Raw genomic sequence first — 19929 nt, 5'->3', positions numbered from 1 at the left:
CGGCGCGGCGTCAGTGGGCGAGCCGGGCGGCGAGAGTGTCCAGCCCGGGCCCGGCGAGGTCGGCGAGCGCCGCGGGCCGGCCGGCCATCGCCATCAGGAGCGCCTCGCCGGGCCCGGTGACTTCGGGTCCGTGACCGTGGGCCCAATCGACGTCGGTGGCGCGTAGGCGCAGCCCCCTGATCCGGCGTCCGGCGCCGATCCTGGGGTTGCCGGGCACCAGGCCGAGGACCCGCTCGAGCCGGTCGGCGGGGACGGTGCGCGGGCGGCCCAGCGCGCGGCGGATGTCTTGGTGATGGATGGTGCCGTCGACGAGTGCGATCATTCCGCCGAAACCCGCTGTCAGCCCGCGCGGTTGGAGATGGGCACGCAGGAAGTCGAGCAGCTGTTGGGCATTCAGGTGCGCGAACTCGTCCACGCCCACCTGGTTGGCCCGCACGACACGGCCCTTCGCGAAGCGCCTTAGCAGCCCCAGCGTGCCCAGCTCTTCGTAGCTGATCGTGTGCGCGACAACGTCTTTGACCGTCCACCCGGTGCACAGGCTGGGCGCGGCCCACTGCTGCGGCGTGAGCGTCGCGAGAAATTCCGCCAGGTCGGCCCGCTCGTCGCGGGCCATGCTCATCAGGGTGGCCGTCATTGCCGGTTCCCGGCGGGCAGCAGGCGGGCGTAGCGATCCAGATACAGCGGCCAGCCGGCGTCGCCGTCGACGCCGTCGGCGACGGATTCCCATCCGGGGCCGTGGCGGTCCAGATGGCGGTGTTCGAGGTCGACGCGGGTGCGGTCGCCCGGCTCCGCGGTGAAGCGCACCTCGACCTCGCTGGTTTTCGACTGATCGGGTTCCGGTTGCCAGGTGGGGCCGATATCCCAGCTGAACACGAGTCGGTGGGGCGGCTCGTAGGTCAAGATCCGCGCCCAGCGGCATACGCTGCCGTCGACGCCGCGGTCGTAGATGTGCCCGCCCGCCCGGGGCTCGAAGACCGTCTCGGCGATCGGCACGGCCAGCAGGTTGTGCTCGCGGGGTTTGAAGTCGCCGAACCGCTCGGTGAAGACGGCGAACGCCCGGTCGATCGGAGCGTTGACGACCACGTGGTGCGAGATGTTCGGAATGCGTTGCGTCACGGGCTTTCTCCCGTAATCTCGGCGACCTTTTGGGCGTAGCCGGCCAGCGCCTGCGTCCAGAACCGGTCGAGATCGGCGCGCAAAGCCGCCAGGCCCGTCGGGTCGAGCCGGTAGACGCGACGGGTTCCGGCGGCGCGGTCACGCACCAGCCCGGCGGACTTGAGCACCTTGAGGTGTTGGGACACTGCCGGCCTGCTGACGGGCAGGTCGCGAGCCAATTCGCCGACCGCCGACGGGCCGTGCGCGAGACGTTCCACGATGGCCCGCCGTGTCCCGTCGGCCAAGGCCAGCCACACGTCGCCGCTTTGGTAAGTGGCCACGAACGGTAAGCATAGACTTACGGAATGGGGGCGGCAAGGCTCCGGCGAAGGCGCGGGCGCGGCTCAGGTCTTGCGCAGCGGCGCGGGGTTCCACAGGCCGCTGCGGGTGGCCGTCCCCAGCTGCAGACGGGCGGGCTGCGCGTCGGCGTAGTACGGCGTCAACAGTTGCAGCGAACCCCAGTCCCGGGACCAGTCGTCCTTCAGATAGGTGGCCACCGTCGTCGGCTTCACCAGGAGCTCGGTGACGCCGAGCGGGCCGCCGCCGTTGTTGTCCATCACCGGCGAATTGGCCTCGGCGCCGAACCGGTCCGGCAGGATGCGCCATTTCGGCATCTCGTCGACGCCGTTCTGGTGGCCGAACGGCCGCTGGCACGGGAACGCCAGGCCGACCAGCCAGTCCAGGAACACCGGGTCTTTCGAGCCGACCACGTCCTGCAGCGTGCGCAGCTGCGGAATCCGCGGCGGTGTCAGCGCGATCCAGTGCTGCGGCGCCAGGTCTTCGTCGTCGGCGACCAACCGGATCTGGGTGGCGCTGCCGGGGATGGCCGACAGCGGCAGCCGCAAGTTCCGCCACGCCGGCGAGGCCCCCACGTCGGCGAACTGGAACGACCCGCCGGGATGTCCGCTCGCCGCCTCCTCGTCGGTGGCCCACTGCACCTGGATCTCGCGGGGGTCGAAGCGGCCGGCCGCGCTCACCACCAGCAGCGGCCGCGCCCGGTCGCGGGGCGGCAGCCGATACCAGCCCGATCGCAGGTGGGCCGGGACCTGGATGCCCGGGCGCCAGCTGCCCAGGACGGGCGTGCGCGCGGGGTCCAGGTTGTAGGGCAGCTGGGCGACCGAACCGTTGATCCCCGGCGCCGGGCTGGTGCCCCCCTCGGTGCCCGCCTCGGCGCCGGTCACCAGCCTGTCGTCGTTGATGAAGCTGCGGTCACCCGGGCGCTCCATGACCGGGTCGGCGCGGACGTCGGCGGGAATGCCGTTGGGCGTGAAGGCTTCCGAGAGGCCCGCGCCGAGGGCGGCGCCCACCGCGGCGCTCACCGGCGACAGCGCGCCGGCGTTGGGGTCCTGTTCCACCAGCACGTCCTCGGCCAGGCCGCAGGACTTGCCGGCCAGAGCCTGCAGGTTGGAGCGGCCCACCGACCACGCGGGGTACTGGGCCGTCATCGCCAGGGTCAGCGACGCCACCTCGAACACCACCAACACCCACGTCGCAATTGCCAACGGGGACTGGACGATTCCCGCCACGCGTGACCGGGGCTTGGGTGGGCCGTCATCGGGCGACACGAAGTGGAACCACGCCGCCAGTAGCAGCACCAGGACGGTCAGCCCGAGCAGCGCGGTGGCGAAGGCGTAGTGCCATGCGGGGAACGAATTCGACCATGGCACACCGAAATTGGAGACATACCACCAGCCGTTGACGCTGGCGAACGACAGGGCGGACAGAAACAGCACCGCGGCGGCGAACATGGTGCGGTTGCGCCGGGATCGCATCGCCGCGGCGGTCACGGCGACCGCGGCCAGCGCGCCCAGCGGCCCGGCCAGCCCGGCGAACACCCCGAAGTGGTGGGTCCACTTGGTGGGAGTGAACATCATCGCGATGAACGAGATGATCGTGATCCCCACGATGCGGCGGCTCGGCCCGGCGGCCGTGCCGGGAATCCGGCCCTTGCGCAACGACATTGCGACCGTGATGCCGAGCGCCAGGACCAGCGCCAGCACGGCGAAGCGGCGGGCGACCGACCCGTCGGGGCTGGCCATGAACAGCCGCTCGTAGCGGATGTGTTCGTCGAACCAACTCAGGCTGGGGCCGACGGCGCGCTTGAGCATGCTGGCCTGCACCTCGCCGGCCAGGGTCTGGTCCCGGAAGATGAGGATGGCGGTGACGGTGGCCGCGGCCAACAGGGGTGCCACCAGTGGCAGCGCGCCAAAGCGTTTGGATCGGCGGTGCAGGATCGTCCGCAGCGGCCCGATCGCGACCAGCAGGGCGCCGATCGAGGCGATGCCCGTCGGCCCCGAGAACAGCGTCAGCGCACCGATGATGCACGCGACCGCCACCGGCAGCAGCCGGCTGGTGGCCACCGCGCGCTCGACCGAGCACCAGGTCAGCAGGATGCCCAGCGCGATGATCGGCTCGGGCCGCAGGCCGTTGTTGAGCGGCAGCCACACGGCCAGGAACATGCCGGCCGCGGTCCAGGCCGCGCCGCGGTTCTGTTTGACGGCGTGGCCGAGGCGCGGCATCACTTCGCGGCTGATCACCCACCAGCACGTCAGCGCCATGGCCAGGGTGGGCAGACGCATCCAGATGCTGGCCGTGCTGACGTGGGCCCAGAGTGCCAGCAGGTCGTAGTACCAGCCGAAGGGGGCCTCGGGGGTGCCGAACCAGCGGTAGTAGTTGGCCATGTAGCCGGCGTGCTCGGACACCCGGGCCATGGTCAGGATGTAGCCGTCGTCGGAGGTGTTGGCGCCGACGAACTGCCACCACACCAGCACGGAGATGACGAGCGCGTCCAGCCCGTTGACCGACCACCAGCGCGACGGCAGGAAGCGGCGGTGCCTGGTGCCGTCGGCGGTGTCGAGCAGGTGGAGTGCGACCAGGGCGACGGCGGTCAGCACCACCCCGAGGATCATCGCCGCCATCTTCAGCTGGGTGGGGCTGCTGCTGTAGCGGGTGTCGATGGTGGCCGAGAAGCTCAGGCCCGGCGGCGCCGGCCCCGAGAGGTCGGTGAACACCCCGACGATCTGGGGCCGGAAGTCGTAGCCGCTCTTCTCGCCGCGCAGCGGCGAGCCCGGGTGCTCGGCGTTGGGGCCCTGGGTGAGCCCGACGAACTCGGCGGTGACCTTCTCGGCGTGCGCGGTGAAGGTCAACCGCCGGCAGGCGGGGCCGAGCACCTGGCTCAGCGGGGCGGTCACCACCGCGACGTTGCGCACCACGACCACCAGGTAGTCGTTGGCGCGTTGGATGAGCAGGCCACGGTCGACGGCCTTGGGGGCCTGTTTGGGCACCGTGGACAACAGCACCGTCTTGCCGGCGTTCGCCGGGCCCGCCAGCCCGGCCGCGGCCTGGCAGGGCACGGTGACGTTGAGGTCGGTGGCCACGTAACCGATCAGCGGCGCGTCGACGCTCTCGAAGGTGCCGTTCTGCGGCCAGTTGAGCTGCGCGGTGGTCTGGGTGACCGGCAGCAGCGGGGTGGCGATGGCCAGCAGCGCCCCGAGCAACCCGGCGACGGTGGCAACCAACCGGGTGATCCGGTGGTTGGTTCCCGTGTCGGTCACGGTGGTTGATGCTAGTTCTTCGGCGCGTGGCGGCGAGGTGTCGGTGCTCATGGGTGCCCTGCCGCCGGCTTGCGGATGGCCACCACGAACGGGCCGGCGCTGTGCACGACGAATTGGGGGCTGTCGAAGAGGGCGGCCCGCAGGTCGACGGTGTAGCGACGAACGTTGGGCTGGTTGGGATAGACGTCCTCGGCGAGCCGCAGCGTGTAGCTGCCGTTGGCGCCGCGGCGCATGAGGAACACCGTGGGCGGCGGCCACGGGCAGGTGTCGAGCGCGTGGACGAGCTCGTCGGCGGACTTGAGTTTGGACCACTTCTCGATTTGGGCCGCCCGCAGGTCGAACTGCGCGAGCGGGTTGGCGTAGTGCGACGTCAACCCCTGAAATCCCCAATAGGGATAGAAGGACAGGAAGCTGTAGTCGGCGGTCATGACCACGGTCTGGTCGCGGGGCCTGCCGGTCACGGTCGCGATGGCGTGGTCGATGTCGGGGTAGAACTTCTCCGAGCCCGGCGGTCGCCGGTCGCCGCGCTGGCCGTTGCCGTCGGTGTCGGTGTAGGCGATGGTCAGGTCCGGGCGCAGCACGTCGGGAATGTCCTGGCTGAACGCGATCGCGGCGGCCAGGCCGACCGCCCCGGCCACCGGCAGTGTCGCCTTTGCCCCGGCCCGGCTCCGCGCGGACAGCGCCCGCACCGCCTCGATGAAGCCGAACGCCCCGGCGGCCACCAGCAGCACGGTCAGGGTGGGCTGCAGCCGGAACGACAGCAGGGTGGTGCGCGCCAGCGTGGTCAGCATCGACAGCAGCGACCACAGGTAGACGGCCAGCACGCCGATGGCCAGGGCGCCGGCCCGCACCGACGACCTCGCGCGGACCACCAGCCACAGCGCGCCCAGCAGGCAGACCGCCCCCAGCAGCGAGAACTGCAGCATCGGGAAGGTCAGCACGGCGCCGTCGACCGGCAGATAGTGCTGGGCGCTGCCGGAGTTGCTGACCGGGCTGCGGGCCCGCAACAAGAACGGCAGCCATGTGGTGCTCGCGATCGCCGCGGCGAGGACGGCGATGACGGCCAGCCGGCGCAGCGGATCCAACGCGGCCCCGAAACCTCCTTGTCGCCAGCGCAGGCCGGCCAGCCACAGGGCCATCAGCGCGACGGTGAACGCGCCGAAGGCAAACAACAGCGTGTACCAGGTGGCCGTCCAGCCGAGGAACAGCCCGGCACCGACGATGGCGGCCCAGCCGCCGGCCCTTTCGCCCTCCTCGCCGAGCGCCCGGCTGGCCGCACGCTCGGGCTCGAGTGCCCGGCCAGCCGGGCGGTCGGCGCTTGGAGACCGCTCGCCCGCGCGCAGCCCCGACCAGGTCAGCACCAGCACCGGCGGCAGCAGGACGGTGATCATCGCCGAGTAGGGCTCGGGTGAGCCGTAGGCCAGGGTCGCGGCGGCCGTGGCGGTGGTGACGATCAACGCGTGCTCGAAGCGGACCATCCGCCACCACAGCACCAGCGCGACGGCGACGGCGACGGCGATCGAGGTGACGGCCCACGGCTTGTAGATCTCCCAGGCCGGTGTCCCGCTCACCGCGGCGGCCCGCCCGCCGATCCAGAACCAGCCCGGCGGGTAGAACGGCGGCAGCCCGATGTAGGTCATGTCGCGCAGGGCCGGGTTGTCGGCGAGCCGGGTGAGGTACTCGGTGCGAAATTGCTGGTCGACGGAGATGCCGAACAGGTACAGCTTGGTCGCGCCCAGCGGCATGCCCAGCGTCACGACGGTGAACGCGGAGACGAACACCAGCCCGCCCAGCTGGGCCGCCCACCGATACCGGCCCGAACGCCCCCATGCCCAGCCCACGGCGACCAGGCCGGCCAGGCAGCCGACCTGGCCCACGGTGGTCAGCGCGTGCAGTTGGTTCGACGACGGAAAGGCCGGCCACTGCACCCGGGAGATGGCCACCAGCGAGACCATGGCGACGACGACGGCCACCGCCACCGCCAGAGCGATCTGGCCCAGGGTGGCCAGCGCGTTACGCATGATCAGATTGGCAGCTTGCGGAACACGCTCCGCGGGATGTGTCGCAACACCATCATCACGTAACGGAATGCTGCTGGCGCCCAAACCAATTCCTTACCCTTTGCGGCCGCGGTCACCGCGAGGTTGGCGACGTATTCCTTGTCCACGGTGAGCGGGGCCTCCTTGACGTGGGCGCTCATCCGGGTACGCACCTGGCCCGGGCGGATCACCAGAACGCGAACCCCGTACTGGCGCAGCGCTTCTCCGAGGCCCAGATAGAAGCCGTCCAGTCCGGCCTTGGTGGAGCCGTAGACGAAGTTGGACCGGCGCACCCGCTCTCCGGCCGCCGAGCTCATCGCGATGATCTGCCCGAAGCCCTGGGCGCGCATCTTCTCACCCAGCAGCACCCCCACCGAAACCGCGGCGGTGTAGTTGATCTCGGCCGCCAGCACGGCCTTGTGCTGGTCCTGCCACAGCTCCTCGGCGTCGCCCAGGATGCCGAAGGCGACGATAGCCACGTCGACGTCACCGTGGGCAAACGCCTGATCGATCATCTTCGGATGGCTGTCGGGATCGGTGGCCTCGAAGTCGATCAGCTCCACCGACCGCGCGCCCGCCGCCTTCATCTGGGCGACGGCGGCGTCGCGACCCGGGTCGCCGGGCATGGCGGCCAGCACGATCCGGGCGTGGGCGTTCTGCAGGTAGCGTTCGCAGATCGCGAGCCCGATCTCCGACGTGCCGCCGAGCAGCAGGATGGTCTGCGGATTTCCCACGGCATCTAAAACCATTGGCGCACCATTTACAACAGCTCCAAACGTCGGGCCATGTCCGAGGCGAAAACCCCCGAGGGATCCACCTTGCGGCGCACCGCGATCCACTCGTCGATGCGCGGGTACATGGCGTGAAAGGTCTCGGCGCTGGTCCGGGAATCCTTGGCGGTGTAGACCCGGCCGCCGAATTCCAGTACGCGCCGGTCGAGTTCGTTGAGGAACTCGTTGATACCGGCTTTGTTGGGGAAGTCCATCGCGACGTTCCACCCGGCCATCGGGAAGCTCAGCGGCGCGCGGTTGCCCGGGCCGAACAGTTTGAAGACGTTCAGCGCCGAGTAGTGGCCGCGGGTCTGGATCCAGCGGATGATGGCCTTGAACTCGTCCATCGCATCCGGCGGAACCAGGAACTGGTGCTGCGCGAAACCCCTTGGGCCATAGGCGTTGTTCCAGCCGCTGACCAGGTCGAGCATGTGGTAGAACTGCGACAGGTTCATGACCTTGCCGGTGTAGGTGCCGCCCAGCCGGTAGTACACCTCGCCGATCGCCATGAAGGACAGCTTGTTCATGGCGCTCACGGGAAAAACGTTCGGCACCGTCAACAGTTGCGGCGCGTCGAATTTCAGCGGGTTTCTGGCCAGCTTGGCGGGCAGCTGGTCCAGCTTGGCCAGGCTGCCGCGGCTGACCGCGGCCCGGCCGAGCTTGGGTGGCGGACTGATCAGGTCGAACCAGGCGCTCGAGTAGGTGTAGTTGGCCTCGCTGCCGTCGAGGTGGACGGCGACCGTCTCGTCGAGATCCTTGGTGGCCACACCGTCGGCGATGAAGTACGCCGTCTCCGTCGGCGTCATCTCGATGGTCGCGCGCAGCACGATCCCGGTCAGGCCGTTGCCGCCGACGGTGACCCAGAACAGCTCGGCCTCCTCACCGTCGGGGGTGAGGGTGCGGACGCTGCCGTCGGCCATCAGCAGGTCCATCGAGCGCACGTGGTTGCCGAAGCTGCCGGCGCTGTGGTGGTTCTTGCCGTGGATGTCGCAGGCGATCGCGCCGCCGACGGTGACCTGGCGCGTGCCCGGCAGCACCGGAACCCACAGCCCGAACGGCAGTGCGGCCTTCATCAGCTGGTCCAGGCTGACGCCCGCGTCGACGTCGACCAGCCGGGTCTCGGCGCTGATCGAGTGGATGCGATCCAGGCCCGTCATGTCGATCACCAGGCCCCCGCCGTTTTGCGCGTTGTCGCCGTAGGACCGGCCCAGCCCGCGCGCGATGACGCCCCGCCCGTTGGGGCCGCCGGATTCGGCCACCCGCGCGACGGCCTTGGCGATCACCTCCGGATCGCGGGTCGAGAGCACCTCGGCCACCGACGGCGCGGTGCGGCCAAAGCCGGTCAGCCGGGTCGGTGTGGTCGAAGCCTCGGTGCTCAACATCGTCAAAGAGGGTACCGCTTGCGCCGGTGGCTCAGCCGATGCGGAAGATAACGGCTCGCTGGACGACGAAGTTGATCACCGTCGCGGTGCCCTGCGCGATCACGAACGCGACCGGGATCGCCCACCCGCGGTAGTGCAAAAGCGCGAGGCACAGATGGTTCAGGCCGACCTGCACGGCGAAGGTGATGGCGTAGAGGACCATGACCGCGACGAAGCGCGCGGTGCTCGGGGCGGCCTGGAAGGTCCACCGGCGGTTGATCAGGTAGGCCGTGATGGTGCCGACCACGAAGCTGGTGGCCTTGGCCAGGTCGACCTGGACGCCCACCGCCTGGTACAGCACCAGGTAGAGGCCGAAGTCCACGATGCCCGCCAGGCCGCCGGTGACGACGAACCGCGTCACCTGTGTCGTCAGGCTCAACTGCGGGCTGGGCGGCGCGGCGTCGGGCAGCGGGGCAACCATTGGGGGGAGTCTAACCGGGCCGGCGGAGCGGCCAGGGACGCGTCAGCGGGGGAGTTTGACCGCTATCAGCTCGACCTGATCCTCGCCCTGCGGCGTCGAGTAGGTCACCGTGTCGCCCGCCTTGTGTCCGGCCAGGGCCTGGGCCAACGGGCTGCGCGCGGTCAGCGTCTCACCTTCCCGGCCGACGGGCGTCTCTTCCACGATCGAGATGACGTGCATGGTGACCACTTCACCGTCGGAGAACCGCAAGGTCACCTCGGTGCCGCCCGGCAGCGTCTCCGATTCGTCGGACTGCGACGGCCCGGTCCGCAGCCGGCGGTCCAACTCGTTGATCCGGTCGCTGAGGCCGACCAGCTCCTCGGCGCGCTGGATCGCCTCGGCGGCGTCGCCGTGATCGCCCACCATGCCGCGGTCGTTCCTGACTTCGACGTCGAGGCGGTCCCGCCGCTGCCGTAGCCGCTCCAGCTCCGCGGCGAGGTTCTCCCGCGCCGCATCCGCCGCTGATTGGACCTTCTTGCTCACGTCGTTGGACCTTTCGCCCGGTTTGCTCAGGTGGGTGGCGTTCCAGTGTGGCACCACGTCGAGGCGCCCGCCACCATTATCGGGCAAGCGTTCGCCGCAGTTGCGGATCCGGAATCCGCACCGGCGACTCAGTGGGTGGCCGAGCCGGCCTCGGAATTGGTGGCGATCGGCGGTGCGGCGGCATCGTCGTCGTAGTAGTCGACGGTGCCGCGCAGGGCGTCGAAGATGGCCCGGCCCTGCGCGACGAGGCCGCTGGCCACCTCGGTGAGGCCCTCGGCGCCGTTGAGCACGGTCACGTTCGCATTGGCGAGACCGCGGGCGGCCTTCTCGACGATCTCGGGCAGCTGGTCGATCAGCGCCTTGTCCAGCGCCACCCGGTCGTGCGACGCCGCCGCCTCGGCCAGGATCTTCATCTTCTCCGCGTCGGCGATCGCCAGGATCCGCACGCGTTCGGCGTCGGCCTCGGCCGGCTTGACCACCTCGGCGACCAGCTCCTGCTGGCGCAGCTCGGCGGCGCGCTCGGCCAGCTCGGTACGCATCTGCAGCACCTCGCGCTGGGCCTGGGCCTCGGCCAGCGGCCCGGCCTGGGCGGCCTGCGCCTGCGCGGTGTCGACCTCGGCCTTGTACTGCGCCTTGACGATGGCGGTCTGCCGGGCGAACTCGGCCTGCTTGCGTTGCGACTCCTGCTCGGCCTCGGCGGCCGCCTGGTTGGCCTGCGCCTGGGCGATCTGCGCCTGCTGCTGGATCGCGGCGTTGTGCGGGGCCGACATCGCCTCGATGTAGCCGAGCCCGTCGTCGTCGATGGACTGGATCTGCAGGGCGTCGACGGTGAGGCCGATGCGGGCCATCTCCTCCTTGGAACCGTCGAGGACCTCGGTCGCCAGCTTCTGGCGCTCCCGGATGATCTGCTCGACGGTCATCGAGCCGATGATCGAGCGCAGGTGCCCGGCGAAGATGCGCCCGGTCAGCACGGACATCTGGTCCTGCTCGGACAGGAACCGTTGCGCGGCACTGATGATGCTCTCCGTGTCGTTGCCGACCTTGAACGCGATCACCGCCCGGACGTTGAGGGTGATGCCCTGCTGGGTCACGCACTTCTCGGCCACCTCCGCCTCACACATCGCCAGGGTGAGGAATCGAGCCTTGCGGAAGACCGGCAGGATGAAGGCGCCGTGACCGGTCACGACGCGAAACGGCGCGTTGCCTTTGGTGCGGCCGCCGGAGATGAGCATCGCCTCGTCGGGCGCCGGCACCTTGTAACCGAGCATGGGGACTCCTTTTCGCGGGTTTCGCTGTTGTAGCCCGGCCGATCCGGGCCGTCAATTCAGATCAGGCGAGGCCCTGCCAGGGCTCGACGACCACCGTCCTGGCCCCCCGGACGTCGACCACGAGGACTTCGGCGCCCTTCGGCAGGGGGCGGTCGGACCATGCCAGGAACGCCTCCTTGGCGCCCCGCACGGTGACCAGCACCTCCCCGGCGCCGCGGTCGCCGCGGGTTGCCACCGTCAGCGTCCCGACACAGCCGATCGCCGAGGCATCGCTCACGCACGCATACTCCCGCATCGGCAATGCGGGCGTCGTGTTTCGTCTAAACGGGTCCCGCCGTGAGGGTGACGACGTTGTTGCGGCTTTCCCGCGCCTTGATCCGGGACACCCAGACCCGGCCACCGGTCGCCGGCCCGACGATGCTCTCGACCGTCTCGAACGTCCAGGCGGCCGTGCCCGCCATGTCGGTGTCGTCCATGATCCGCAGGTCGATCACGCCCCGGTCGGCCAGCAGCTCGAACAGGTCTCGCTGTGGGTCGTCGACGGCGATCAGCGTCGTGTGGTCGAACTGGTCACGCAGTGCCGTGTTGACCTCGTCGAGGGTGCCGTCGTCGATCACCGCACCGGTCCCGGCTTCGGTTTCGGCGCAAGCGAACTCGATGTCGAAGGCCCGCTCGTAACCGTGCAGGAAGAAGCGTTTGCCCTGATTGGCCCACGAGCGGTGGCAGCAGGGCAGGTTGTCGAACAACCTGCGCAGGTGGAACCTGGCGGTGCGGCCCAATGGCGCATCGGCGCGGTGCATGGTGGCTACGCGGACGCCGTCGGCGAAAACCGTGTTACGCATGCGCGACAGCCTCTGCCGCGCGCCTTGCGGGATCCTCAACGAATTCTTGGAGGCCTATCGTTGGTGATATGAACGTCGGTTCCGCGAAGTGGTCGACAGTCGGAGCGGCCGTGCTCTGCGTCGCGCTCGTTTATCCGGCGCCCGCAGCGGCGGACCCGGGCGACAACGCCTTCCTGGGCGCGCTGGCCGACAACGGGATCGTCATCAATGACCCCGGCACCGCGATCTCGATGGCGCAGACCGTGTGCACCGGACTCGACAACAACCAGCCGCCGGGTCTTCTCGCAATGAAGGCGATGAAGGACAACAACCTGACGGCGAAACAGGCCGGCTTCTTCGTCGGCCTTTCGGTGTCCGCCTACTGCCCGCAGTACAAAGGGCGGATCGGGGGCACCATGGATTGGTTGCATATGCCGCCCCCGAACATGTGAGCTACACCCAGTACGGCACCCGCGCGCGGTATTGCCGCATCGCGAACGCCGCCAGCACCCAGCCGACGGCCGTGAGCGCCCCGACCACCGCCCAGTGCCGCAGCTCCTGGTGGGCACCCAGCAGCGGGGCGCGAACGATGTCGAGATAGTGCAGCAGCGGGTTGAGTTCGACGATCTTCGACCATCGTCCGGCCCCCTGCGCCCGCAACGTGTCGTCGTTCCAGATGATCGGCGTCATGAAGAACAGCAACTGCACCACCGAGAACAGCAGCGGACCGATGTCGCGGTAGCGGGTCGCCAGGATGCCGAAACACAGTGACACCCAGATGCAATTGAGCACGATCAGCGCCAGCGCGGGGATCACCGACAGGTCCGCCCACGACCACTGCTTGGGAAAGATGAAGGCGATGACGACGTAGATGACGATGTTGTGCGCGAACAGGATCATCTGCCGCCACACCAGCCGGTAGACGTGCACGCTCAGGGGGGTGGGCAATTGCTTGATCAGTCCCTCGTTGGCGACGAAGACGTCGGCGCCCTCGAGGATGGCCGCGTTGATCAGGTTCCAGATGATCAGGCCGAGCGTGACGTAGGGCAGGTGCACGGACAGCTCGAGGTGGAACAGCTTGGAGTAGAGGCCGCCCATGGCGACGGCGGTGGTGCCGGTCGCGATGGTGATCCAGAACGGCCCCAGCACCGAGCGACGGTAGCGCTGTTTGATGTCCTGCCAGCCCAGGTGCAGCCACAGCTCGTGCCGACGGAACCCGGCGACCAGGTCACCCCGGGCCCGGGTGAAGGTCCGCGACTGGGCCGCGGCGTCGAGAAAGGTCATCGATGTCCTCCCGGCTTGCCGAATTGCTCGCGGCGACCCAAGCGGCGCAACCGAATCCACTCGGCCAGCCCCTTGGGGTCGTGGCGGGTCACCAGGAAGTACCAGCCGAACCGAACCCACTCCTGGACCAGCAACTTGCGCAGGCCCGGTTGGGACAACAGGTAGCCGCGGTTGCGATAGGTGTAGAACCGCTTGGCCGGGTCGTCGGGGTATTGGGTGTGCATGCGACCGCCCAGGATCGGCCGGAATTCTTCCGACCCGCAGGGGTGCAGGTAGATCGCGTCCAGGCAGGTGCCGAACGGCAAGCCCGACCGCACCAGGCGCCGGTGCAGCTCGACTTCGTCGCCGCGGATGAACAGCCGCAAGTCGGGGACGCCGACGGCTTCCAGTGTGGCCGCCCGGAACAGCGCGCCGTTGAACAACGACGCTATCCCGGGCAGTAGGTCCTGCCCCGCCTCGGTGCGCAATTCGGTTGCGCGCCTGCGCCATACCAGGCCCCGGCGCAATGGGAACGCCAGCCGCTCCGGGTCGTCGGCGTTACACACCATCGGTGACACCTCGGCCAGGTTGTACTTCTGGGCGCACGCCAGCAGGGTGGCCAGCACGTGCGAGTCCTGCGGCCGCCCGTCGTCGTCGGCCAGCCACACCCAGTCGGCACCCCGCGCCAGTGCGTGCAACATCCCCAGCGCGAAACCGCCTGCGCCGCCGAGGTTTCGGCGCGACGGCAGGTAGGTGGTCGGGATCGGCTGGCCGGCCACCAGATCGCTCACCCGGCCGTCGCCGGGACCGTCGTTGTCGACCACGATGAGGTGGTCGGGCAACCGGGTCTGGCTGCTCAGGGTGCCCAGCGACTTGGCCAGCTCGTCGGGGCGCCGGTGGGTGACGACGACCGCGACGACGGATTCACTCATCCCCGGATGCTCTTTGCGCCAGCGGCTGCTCGGCGGCCGTCTCGGCCAGCACCTCGCGCACGTGCCGCGCCGCGTCCTCACCCTCGTAGGCGCGCACCACGTCTTCGATCCCGCCGGACATGCGGATGACGCCGTGGTCGATCCACATCGCGGTCTTGCACAGCCGGGCGAGGAATTCGTTGGAATGGCTGGCGAAAACCAGGATTCCGGAACGCTCCACCAGGCTCTGCAGCCGGGACTGCGCCTTCTTCATGAAGTCGGCGTCGACCGCGCCCAGGCCCTCGTCGAGCAGCAGGATCTCGGGGTCGATGCTGGTGACCACGCCCATCGCCAGCCGCACTCGCATCCCGGTGGAGTACGTGCGCAGCGGCATCGACAGGTAGTCACCCAGCTCGGTGAACTCGGCGATCTCGTCCACCTTGGCCATCATCTGCTTGCGGGTCTGACCCAAGAACAGCCCGCGGATGATGATGTTCTCGTAACCGGAGATCTCGGGGTCCATCCCGACTCCGAGATCGAAGATCGGCGCGACCCGGCCGGTGACCTTGGCCCAGCCGCGGGTGGGTTCGTAGATCCCCGAAAGCAGCCGCAGCAGAGTCGATTTCCCGGCGCCGTTGTGGCCCACCAGGCCGACCCGGTCGCCGAGCTCGAGCGACATGGTGATGTCGCGCAGCGCCTCGACGACGACCACGTTGGAGCTGTTGCGCCCGATCGTGCCGCCCGCCTTGCCCAGGAAGGCTTTTTTCAGGGAGCGCGACTTCGCGTCGAAAATGGGAAATTCCACCCACGCGTCGTGCGTCTCGATGTGAGGACCCGCCACCGTGTTTCGCTTTACAGGTACTGACCGTGCCCGGACCCGCCCGGCTTGCCGACACCGGGGGGAAGCGCGCCCTGGCGCATGTTCTCCAGCTGCGCGCGGGCGGCCATCTGCTGGGCGAACAACGCCGTCTGGATGCCGTGGAACAGCCCTTCCAGCCAGCCGACCAATTGGGCCTGGGCGATGCGCAATTCGGCGTCGGACGGCGCCGAGTCCTCGCTGAACGGCAGGGTGAGGCGGTCGAGTTCTTCGCGCAGTTCCGGCGCCAGGCCCTCTTCGAGCTCGCGGATGCTGGTGGCGTGGATCTCGCGCAGGCGGTTGCGGCTGGCCTCGTCCAGCGGGGCCGCCCGCACCTCCTCGAGCAGCTGCTTGATCATCGTCCCGATGCGCATCACCTTGGCGGGCTGCTCAACCAGATCGGTCAGGGAGCGCTCGTCGGAGTCGTCCTCCGTCACCGCCGTGGTCCGCGGGTCGACGCCGCCGATGATCTCGATGCCATCGTCGTCGTTGGGGGTACTCAATCCATCACCATCCTTTTGCGGACTAAGAGTGCGGCGCCGCGCCGTTTCCGCGCCATTCGTAGATTCGGGCTCCACCATTGTCGTAGATCAGCGCCCACGACTTCGATTTATCCAGTGACACTAGTCCGTCGGGGACGGCGAATCCCCGGACCGTCGGCGCGCTGGTGTAGATGTACCGGATATTGAGCGCTTTGATCGCCTCGACCACCCGCGGGTCGGACTCCCCCCTGCGGGCGTAGGCCCAGAAGATGTAGCGGTTCGGGCCGGGCCCCATCTGCTGCGGGTAGTCGTAGTGGGTCCACAGCGGGTGCAGGTCGGCGACGGCATACATCCACGCGGTGCCGTCGGTGTTGGCGTTGCCGATCACGGTGTCGTGTGCGCCGGGCAGCGTGGCCAGATAGGCCATGGCCATCAGGTCGCGTTGGTCGATCATCACCGAGTCGTACTTGTCGCCGAACAAGACCAGGTGCCGATAGAAGTAGTGGCGGGCGGTGAACACGGTCGTCGCCACCAGCAGGACCGCCGTGGCGGCGGTCCAGACCGGCGCGGGTAACGGTTTGAATCGGCCGGCGACCCGTTTAACGCCGGCTACCACCACCATGACGATCACGAACAAGGCCACCCCGGCCATCGGTTCCAGCAGCAGGGTGATCGCGGCCGAGATCCGGCGCGGGTCCTTGTAGAAGAACTCCCCGAACGCACCGGCTATCGTGCCGATCGGTCCGCCGAGCGGCGTCCCCGCGTCGACGTCGACCACCACGAGCAACGCCCAGAGCGCCAGCGGCCACCAGATCCTCTTGTAGGCGAAGAAGATCCCGCCCACGATCGCCAGCGTCATCAGCCCGTACTGGTATGGGAAGTCGTTGAGATGGCGGGAGTGCTGAAACACGGCGTCGAAGGCGCCACGCTTCTTGCCGAGGTGGGTCAGGAACGAGTGCCCGGCGATGATGTCTTCCTGTTGCTGCACGCTGATGAACTGCGGCAACAGGATCAGCGCGGTGGCGATCGCCACGCCGGCGACCGTCACGGCGTCGGCGACGCGGCCGCGGACCGGGCGCCACAACACATCCAACAACCACCAGGCGACAACCAACAGGACGACGATGAACCCGCCGGTCAGGTGGACCGACATCACCCCCACGAAGGCCAGCACGGCGGCCGGGATGCGGTCGCGGTGGCGCAGCGTCGAGGCGATCAGCACGAACGTCGGCACGGCGACCCCGTAGGCCGCCAGGTTGGGCATCGCGGCGACGCCGAACTCGACGTAGGGGAGGGCGGTGAACGACGCCGACAGCGCGGCGGTGGTGGCGGCCGCGGCGGCGGTGCGCCATTGGCACCAGTGCGGGCGCAGCAGCCGCCAGGCCAGCATCGCCGCGCTGGTGGGGAACAGCCAGACCGCGGCCGCCACCGAGGTCAACGTGTAGCCGGTGGTGGGCGCCGCCCCGGTGAGCTGACAGAACACCGCCACCCACGCGTGGAACACCGACGGGTAGTACAGCGTCTGGTGCGTTTCCACGTTGCGCAGCTCGCCCATGTGGGTGGACGACGCCTGTCCGGTGTCGAGGATGAACCGCACTTCGTTGGCGTGCCAGACGGCGTCCCAGGTGCTGGGGATGGTCTGCCAATGGGCGGCCAGGCCGCGGTAGGCGGCCCACATGATCAGCAGGGCGCCCAGCAGCACCCCGGCCGCCACCACGATCGCGGGCCCGCGGCCGATCCCGCGCGCCTCGGCTTCGGTGTCGCGGTAGCGGCCGAGGAGCACCTGCAGCGCGGTCATCACCAGGCACACCGCGGCCAGCGTGGCCAGCGCGGTCCAGCCGTTCCAGGGGATTCCGACCGCACCGAACGGGATGATGGCCAGCGCGACCGCGCCGTAGGTCAGCGCCGGGCCCACCGCCACCGCGATGGGCCAGCTCAGCTGACTGATACGCGCGATGATCGCTCCGGGCGCTATCAGCAAAAACAATGCGATCAGCGTTCCGAACCAGAGCCCCACTCGACTAGTATGGCTGGCCGGGTGTCCTGCCTCGGGGAGCCACCGGCTGGTTGGAACTGCTTGAGCGATTCCGGGCACCCGCTACCGTCGCAGTTTCGCGGAAATGCGCAAGCTCTAAGGTGGCTGGCATGGCTTACGACGTCGCCCGGGTGCGCGGACTGCATCCGTCGCTGGGTGACGGGTGGGTGCACTTCGACGCGCCCGCCGGGATGCTCATCCCCGATTCCGTCGCGACCACCGTGTCGACGGCCTTCCGCAGATCCAGCGCCACTACCGTGGGCGCGCACCCGTCCGCGCAGCGCAGCGCCGCCATCCTGGAGGCGGCGCGGTCGGCGGTGGCCGACCTGTTCAACGTGGACCCGGCGGGCGTCGTGCTGGGGGCCGACCGCGCGATCCTGCTGTCGGCGCTGGCCGAGGCGTCGTCTTCGCGGGCGGGCCTGGGCTACGAGGTGATCGTCAGCCGCCTGGACGACGAGGCGAACATCGCCCCCTGGCTGCGGGCGGCGCACCGCTACGGCGCCAAGGTCAAGTGGGCCGAGATCGACATCGAGACCGGCGAGCTGCCGACCTGGCAGTGGGAGGGCCTGGTCGGGAAGTCGACGCGGCTGGTGGCCGTCGCCTCCGCGTCCGCGGCGCTGGGCACGGTCACCGACCTGCGCGCGATGACCAAGCTGGTGCACGACGTCGGCGGACTGGTGGTGGTCGACCACTCCGCCGCGGCGCCATACCGGTTGCTCGACGTGAAGGAAACCGACGCCGACGTGGTGGCGGTGAACGCCCTGGCGTGGGGTGGTCCGCCGATCGGCGCGGTGGTGTTCCGCGATCCGGCGCTGGTCAATTCGTTCGGCTCCATCTCGACCGACCCGAAGGCGACCGGCGCCGCGCGTCTCGAGATCGGCGCGCACCAGTTCGGTCTGCTCGCCGGCGTGGTGGCCAGCATCGAGTACCTGGCGGCGCTCGACGAGTCGGCCCGCGGGGGCCGCCGCGAACGCCTGTCGGTGTCGATGCAATCGGCCGCCTTGTATATGAACCGGATCTTCGATTACCTGATGGTGTCGTTGCGGTCGCTGCCGTTGGTCATGGTGATCGGCCGGCCGGAGGTGAGGATTCCGGTGGTCAGCTTCGCCTTGAACGGCGTCCCAGCCGAACGGGTGGTGCAGCGGTTGGCGGACAACGGGATCCTGGCCGTCACCAACGAGAATTCCCGTGCCCTGGACGTGTTGGGCGTCAACGACGTCGGCGGGGCGGTGACCGTCGGGCTGGCGCACTACTCGACGACGGCCGAGGTCGACCAGTTGGTGCGCGCGCTGGCGTCCCTGGGCTGAACCGCTAGACCGTCAGCACGATCTTCCCGGTCACCTTGCTCGACGTCAGCCGTTGGTGCGCCTCGCCGGCCTGCTGGATCGGCATGCGGGCGCCGATGATCGGCCGGACGCGGCCCTCGGCGATCATCGGCCAGACGGAGCCGATCACCGCCCGCACGATCTCCGTCTTGCCGTTCGGCCCGGTGACCGGCCGCGCCCGCAGCGTGGTGCCGATGACCCGGGCGCGCTTGGCCAGCAGCTTGCCGATGTTGAGCTCGCCCTTGATGCCGCCCTGCATGCCGATGATGACCAGCTGACCGTCGGTGGCCAGGGCGTCGATATTGCGGTCCAGGTAGGCCGCGCCCATGATGTCGAGGATCAGGTCTGCGCCGCCGCTTTCCTGCAGCCGCGCCACGAAATCCTCGTCGCGGTAGTTGACGGTGATCTCGGCTCCGAGCTCGCGGCAGAATTCCAGCTTCTCCGCCGAGCCGGCCGTGACCGCCACGCGGGCGCCCAGCGCCCGCGCGACCTGGATGGCGTGGGTTCCGATGCCGCTGGCGCCGCCGTGCACCAGCAGCAACTGGCCCTTGCCCAGGTGCGCGGTGAGCACCAGGTTGGACCACACCGTGCAGGCCACTTCCGGCAGTCCGGCCGCGTCGATGAGGTCGACGCCCTCGGGGATCGGCAGCACCTGACCGGCGGGGACCGCCACGTACTCGGCGTACCCGCCGCCCGCCAGCAGCGCGCAAACCCGTTGTCCGGCGGACCAATCCGTCACGCCCGAACCGGTTTCGGCGACGACACCGGACACCTCCATGCCGATGATGTCGCTGGCACCCGGCGGCGGCGGGTATTTGCCCGCGGCCTGCAGCACATCGGCGCGGTTCACCCCGGCCGCGGCGACCTTGATCAACACCTCGCCCGCCCCGGCGGACGCGTCCGGCACGTCTTGCCAGGAAAGCTGATCGGAGGATTCGGCGACGATGGCGCGCATGGTGGCCACGCTACCGACCCCCGTTACCCTTAGCAGCGGTGGCGTGGCAGAGCGGCCTAATGCACTCGCCTTGAAAGCGAGAGACGGCTAACACCGTCCGGGGGTTCAAATCCCTCCGCCACCGCGTGTCG

19 protein-coding genes, 1 tRNA gene and 1 pseudogene are annotated in these 19929 nt (G+C 69.3%); 3 read left to right on the top strand and 18 right to left on the bottom strand.

Annotation, left to right across the window (positions count from 1 at the left end; translation table 11 throughout):
* Positions 1-10 precede the first annotated feature (10 nt).
* The 12 genes from G6N51_RS18060 to G6N51_RS18005 all read right to left on the bottom strand — a co-directional run bounded on the left by G6N51_RS18060 (position 11) and on the right by G6N51_RS18005 (position 11992).
* The gene (locus G6N51_RS18060; RefSeq protein WP_083171801.1) at positions 11-634 is read right to left on the bottom strand and encodes a maleylpyruvate isomerase family mycothiol-dependent enzyme; all 624 of its coding nucleotides are present in this window, start codon (positions 632-634) and stop codon (positions 11-13) included.
* Positions 631-1116 (bottom strand): SRPBCC family protein, encoded by a 486-nt coding sequence (locus G6N51_RS18055; RefSeq protein WP_083171800.1) that lies wholly within the window; start codon positions 1114-1116, stop codon positions 631-633. The genes G6N51_RS18060 and G6N51_RS18055 overlap by 4 nt, the downstream gene beginning before the upstream one ends.
* Entirely contained in the window at positions 1113-1436 is a 324-nt protein-coding gene (locus tag G6N51_RS18050) for an ArsR/SmtB family transcription factor (protein WP_083171799.1), read from the bottom strand. The genes G6N51_RS18055 and G6N51_RS18050 overlap by 4 nt, the downstream gene beginning before the upstream one ends.
* A 63-nt stretch (positions 1437-1499) precedes the next feature.
* Positions 1500-4760: an arabinosyltransferase domain-containing protein gene (locus G6N51_RS18045; protein ID WP_083171798.1), complete on the bottom strand. Its 3261-nt coding sequence runs from the start codon at positions 4758-4760 to the stop codon at positions 1500-1502.
* Positions 4757-6730: a galactan 5-O-arabinofuranosyltransferase gene (locus G6N51_RS18040; protein ID WP_083171797.1), complete on the bottom strand. Its 1974-nt coding sequence runs from the start codon at positions 6728-6730 to the stop codon at positions 4757-4759. The genes G6N51_RS18045 and G6N51_RS18040 overlap by 4 nt, the downstream gene beginning before the upstream one ends.
* Before the next feature lie 2 nt (positions 6731-6732).
* Positions 6733-7497 (bottom strand): decaprenylphospho-beta-D-erythro-pentofuranosid-2-ulose 2-reductase, encoded by a 765-nt coding sequence (locus G6N51_RS18035; protein ID WP_083171796.1) that lies wholly within the window; start codon positions 7495-7497, stop codon positions 6733-6735.
* Positions 7498-7508: 11 nt separating this feature from the next.
* Positions 7509-8900 carry an FAD-binding protein gene (locus G6N51_RS18030; protein ID WP_083171795.1) on the bottom strand — a complete coding sequence of 464 codons (1392 nt, stop codon included), beginning with the start codon at positions 8898-8900 and terminating at the stop codon, positions 7509-7511.
* A 31-nt stretch (positions 8901-8931) separates the two neighbouring features.
* Complete coding sequence (locus G6N51_RS18025) at positions 8932-9360, bottom strand: GtrA family protein (RefSeq protein WP_083171794.1); 429 nt, start codon at positions 9358-9360, stop codon at positions 8932-8934.
* 42 nt (positions 9361-9402) lie between these two features.
* A complete protein-coding gene (locus G6N51_RS18020) occupies positions 9403-9882 on the bottom strand; it encodes a GreA/GreB family elongation factor (protein ID WP_083171853.1) in 480 nt (159 codons plus the stop codon).
* A gap of 128 nt (positions 9883-10010) precedes the next feature.
* Positions 10011-11150, bottom strand: a complete 1140-nt coding sequence (locus G6N51_RS18015) for an SPFH domain-containing protein (RefSeq protein ID WP_083171793.1) — start codon at positions 11148-11150, stop codon at positions 10011-10013.
* Between the two features lie 61 nt (positions 11151-11211).
* Positions 11212-11427, bottom strand: coding sequence for a hypothetical protein (locus G6N51_RS18010; protein WP_083171852.1), 216 nt, complete (start codon positions 11425-11427; stop codon positions 11212-11214).
* 43 nt (positions 11428-11470) lie between these two features.
* Entirely contained in the window at positions 11471-11992 is a 522-nt protein-coding gene (locus G6N51_RS18005; protein ID WP_083171792.1) for a 6-carboxytetrahydropterin synthase, read from the bottom strand.
* A 68-nt stretch (positions 11993-12060) separates the two neighbouring features.
* On the opposite strand from G6N51_RS18005, the gene G6N51_RS18000 reads away from it, so the two are divergent.
* Positions 12061-12423 carry a DUF732 domain-containing protein gene (locus G6N51_RS18000; RefSeq protein WP_083171791.1) on the top strand — a complete coding sequence of 121 codons (363 nt, stop codon included), beginning with the start codon at positions 12061-12063 and terminating at the stop codon, positions 12421-12423.
* A 1-nt stretch (position 12424) separates the two neighbouring features.
* On the opposite strand, the gene wzm is transcribed toward G6N51_RS18000, so the two are convergent.
* From wzm to G6N51_RS17975, 5 genes and pseudogenes are all read right to left on the bottom strand, one after another.
* Complete coding sequence (gene wzm, locus G6N51_RS17995; RefSeq protein WP_083171790.1) at positions 12425-13255, bottom strand: galactan export ABC transporter permease subunit Wzm/RfbD; 831 nt, start codon at positions 13253-13255, stop codon at positions 12425-12427.
* Positions 13252-14166, bottom strand: a complete 915-nt coding sequence (glfT1, locus tag G6N51_RS17990) for a galactofuranosyltransferase GlfT1 (RefSeq protein ID WP_083171789.1) — start codon at positions 14164-14166, stop codon at positions 13252-13254. Before glfT1 ends, wzm begins: the two co-directional genes overlap by 4 nt.
* Positions 14159-14986, bottom strand: coding sequence for a galactan export ABC transporter ATP-binding subunit Wzt/RfbE (gene wzt, locus G6N51_RS17985; protein WP_083171788.1), 828 nt, complete (start codon positions 14984-14986; stop codon positions 14159-14161). The genes glfT1 and wzt overlap by 8 nt, the downstream gene beginning before the upstream one ends.
* Positions 14987-14997: 11 nt before the next feature.
* Positions 14998-15515 (bottom strand): annotated as a pseudogene (locus tag G6N51_RS17980) (bacterial proteasome activator family protein).
* Positions 15516-15526: 11 nt separating this feature from the next.
* On the bottom strand, positions 15527-17500 hold the full coding sequence (locus tag G6N51_RS17975; protein WP_083171786.1) for a DUF6541 family protein: 1974 nt from the start codon (positions 17498-17500) through the stop codon (positions 15527-15529).
* A gap of 128 nt (positions 17501-17628) precedes the next feature.
* Between G6N51_RS17975 and G6N51_RS17970 the strand changes: the two genes are divergently transcribed.
* Positions 17629-18825, top strand: a complete 1197-nt coding sequence (locus tag G6N51_RS17970; RefSeq protein ID WP_083171785.1) for a cysteine desulfurase-like protein — start codon at positions 17629-17631, stop codon at positions 18823-18825.
* A gap of 4 nt (positions 18826-18829) precedes the next feature.
* Here the strand turns inward: G6N51_RS17970 and G6N51_RS17965 are convergent, their stop codons facing one another.
* A complete protein-coding gene (locus G6N51_RS17965) occupies positions 18830-19798 on the bottom strand; it encodes an NAD(P)H-quinone oxidoreductase (protein ID WP_083171851.1) in 969 nt (322 codons plus the stop codon).
* 37 nt (positions 19799-19835) lie between these two features.
* On the opposite strand from G6N51_RS17965, the gene G6N51_RS17960 reads away from it, so the two are divergent.
* Positions 19836-19922: transfer RNA gene (locus G6N51_RS17960), tRNA-Ser, on the top strand.
* Positions 19923-19929: the final 7 nt, after the last annotated feature.

The sequence above is a fragment of the Mycobacterium paraseoulense genome (assembly GCF_010731655.1).
Taxonomy (GTDB): Bacteria; Actinomycetota; Actinomycetes; order Mycobacteriales; family Mycobacteriaceae; genus Mycobacterium; species Mycobacterium paraseoulense.
Note: the sequence above shows the minus strand (reverse complement) of the source record. Positions and strands in the feature narration are given on the sequence as shown.

What these genes read in the sequence shown, in the direction of transcription:
- G6N51_RS18045 (WP_083171798.1), bottom strand. Translation starts at nt 4,760, where the DNA reads ATGAGCACCGACACCTCGCCGCCACGCGCCGAAGAACTAGCATCAACC.
- G6N51_RS18040 (WP_083171797.1), bottom strand. Translation starts at nt 6,730, where the DNA reads ATGCGTAACGCGCTGGCCACCCTGGGCCAGATCGCTCTGGCGGTGGCG.
- glfT1 (WP_083171789.1), bottom strand. Translation starts at nt 14,166, where the DNA reads ATGAGTGAATCCGTCGTCGCGGTCGTCGTCACCCACCGGCGCCCCGAC.
- G6N51_RS18030 (WP_083171795.1), bottom strand. Translation starts at nt 8,900, where the DNA reads ATGTTGAGCACCGAGGCTTCGACCACACCGACCCGGCTGACCGGCTTT.
- G6N51_RS18000 (WP_083171791.1), top strand. Translation starts at nt 12,061, where the DNA reads ATGAACGTCGGTTCCGCGAAGTGGTCGACAGTCGGAGCGGCCGTGCTC.
- G6N51_RS17970 (WP_083171785.1), top strand. Translation starts at nt 17,629, where the DNA reads ATGGCTTACGACGTCGCCCGGGTGCGCGGACTGCATCCGTCGCTGGGT.
- G6N51_RS18035 (WP_083171796.1), bottom strand. Translation starts at nt 7,497, where the DNA reads ATGGTTTTAGATGCCGTGGGAAATCCGCAGACCATCCTGCTGCTCGGC.
- G6N51_RS17965 (WP_083171851.1), bottom strand. Translation starts at nt 19,798, where the DNA reads ATGCGCGCCATCGTCGCCGAATCCTCCGATCAGCTTTCCTGGCAAGAC.
- wzm (WP_083171790.1), bottom strand. Translation starts at nt 13,255, where the DNA reads ATGACCTTTCTCGACGCCGCGGCCCAGTCGCGGACCTTCACCCGGGCC.
- G6N51_RS18015 (WP_083171793.1), bottom strand. Translation starts at nt 11,150, where the DNA reads ATGCTCGGTTACAAGGTGCCGGCGCCCGACGAGGCGATGCTCATCTCC.
- G6N51_RS18060 (WP_083171801.1), bottom strand. Translation starts at nt 634, where the DNA reads ATGACGGCCACCCTGATGAGCATGGCCCGCGACGAGCGGGCCGACCTG.
- G6N51_RS18005 (WP_083171792.1), bottom strand. Translation starts at nt 11,992, where the DNA reads ATGCGTAACACGGTTTTCGCCGACGGCGTCCGCGTAGCCACCATGCAC.
- G6N51_RS18025 (WP_083171794.1), bottom strand. Translation starts at nt 9,360, where the DNA reads ATGGTTGCCCCGCTGCCCGACGCCGCGCCGCCCAGCCCGCAGTTGAGC.